Annotated in this window: 1 protein-coding gene; it reads left to right on the top strand. The window is 63.7% G+C overall.

Going from position 1 to position 1,918, the window contains the following annotated elements; translation table 11 throughout:
- Positions 1–461: 461 nt before the first annotated feature.
- Entirely contained in the window at positions 462–1,898 is a 1,437-nt protein-coding gene (locus ACLMAJ_RS18965) for an aminobutyraldehyde dehydrogenase (RefSeq protein WP_412015057.1), read from the top strand.
- Positions 1,899–1,918 lie beyond the last annotated feature (20 nt).

Here is a 1,918-nt window from a genome sequence, read left to right as displayed (position 1 = left end):
GAGGACTGGCTCGGGAGCTAGGACGCCTAGGACATATCTCCCAATAGCTCGAGCCATTCGACTGCGAGTGCCATGACGAATCCGGCGCGGTAGACGATGGCGAGTTTTTCGTGGCGGGTGGCGAGGCCGCGTGTCGAACCATGGGAATTAGTCCGAAATTGCCGTAAGGCAGGAGATTTCGTGCGTGGAAGGCGGATGTAATGACCCACAATTTTTCCGGAACCCGAATGGCGAGTAGCTCAGGTGAAAGTTGTTGCAATGAAAGAAGAAACGATACCAATCATCTTGTCGGAAAGGCTCCGACTGTATCGTCCTCGGCAGCGACAAAAGGAGTAAGCTCAATCCATTCGGTGTCGATAACATCGAACAATTAGTAACGGACGACGGCGACCAGATGCCAAGTCGGCCGAATGTCCCATGGCGGAGCATTGTCGATCGAACAGAGCAGCCGAGGAGGCATCATGACAGCGGTCCAGAACTTCATCGACGGCAAGCTGGTCGACTCGGTCGGCGGTGCGACGATGGCGCTCGTCGACCCTGCCACCGGCGACGAGTACGGCACCGCCCCGGCGTCCAACGAACAGGACATCGACAACGGGTACGCGGCGGCGGCCAGGGCGTTCAGTGACTGGAAGCGCACGACGCCGTCGCACCGCCAGAAGGCGCTGTTGGACTTCGCCGACGAGTTGGAGACTGTCGCCGGCGCGCTTGTCGAGGCCGAGTGCCGCAACACCGGCAAGCCGAACCACGTCACCTCGGCAGTAGAGATCCCGCAGATGCTCGACCAGACCCGATTCTTCGCGGGGGCGGCACGGGTACTCGAGGGCAAGTCGGCCTGCGAGTACCTGGCGGGGCATACATCGTGGATCCGCCGGGAGCCGGTCGGCGTCATCGGGCAGGTGACGCCGTGGAATTACCCGATGATGATGGCAATCTGGAAGTTTGTTCCCGCGATCGCGGCGGGCAACACTGTGGTGATCAAGCCGAGTGACACCACGCCGGTGACGACGGTGATGCTGGCCCAACTGGCCTCCAAGCACCTGCCGCCAGGCGTGCTCAACGTGGTAACCGGTGACCGGGTGACCGGTGCGGCGATGGTCGCGCATCCGACCCCGGAGATGGTGTCGATCACCGGTTCGGTGGCCGCGGGCCGTGCGATCGCGGAGTCGGCCGGAGGCCGCCTGAAGCGCACACATCTGGAGTTGGGCGGCAAAGCGCCGGTAATCGTGTTCCCTGACGCCGATATCGCTGCTGCCGCCAAGGGGATCGCTGCCTCGGGCTATTTCAACGCCGGGCAGGATTGCACGGCGGCCACGCGGGTGCTTGGTCACGCGTCGGTGGCCGATGACTTGACTGCGGCGCTGGCCGAGCAGGCCGGCAGTGCGACAACGACTTTCGGCAAGGCCGCCGATGACGAGGACGCCTGGGTGCCACCGGTCAACAACGCCGACCAACTCCAGCGGGTGCTCGGCTTCCTCGACCAGGTGCCCGATCACGCTTCGGTCGTGGCAGGTGGGCACCGGCAGGGCGGCCACGGGTATTACGTCGAGCCGACGGTCATCGGCGGGCTGCTGCAGCACGACCGGATGAGCCAGCACGAGATCTTCGGCCCGGTGATCACCGTGCAGTCGTTCACCGACGAAGACGAGGCGATCCGGTGGGCCAACGGCGTCGAGTATGGGCTGGCTTCCTCGGTGTGGACCAGGGATGTGTCAAGAGCGCTCCGCGTGTCGGCCGCGCTCGACTTCGGCTGCGTGTGGATCAACACCCACACCGCGCTGATCGCCGAGATGCCGCACGGTGGGTTCAAGTCGTCCGGGCACGGCAAGGACCTGTCGATGTACGGGCTGGAGGACTACACCCGCGTGAAGCACGTAATGGCCAAGATCGACCAGTAGGACTTTGTCAGAAGGGCCGC

It is taken from the genome of Nocardia arseniciresistens (assembly GCF_046764875.1).
Lineage (GTDB): Bacteria > Actinomycetota > Actinomycetes > Mycobacteriales > Mycobacteriaceae > Nocardia > Nocardia arseniciresistens.
Note: the sequence above shows the minus strand (reverse complement) of the source record. Positions and strands in the feature narration are given on the sequence as shown.

What these genes read in the sequence shown, in the direction of transcription:
- ACLMAJ_RS18965 (WP_412015057.1), top strand. Translation starts at nt 462, where the DNA reads ATGACAGCGGTCCAGAACTTCATCGACGGCAAGCTGGTCGACTCGGTC.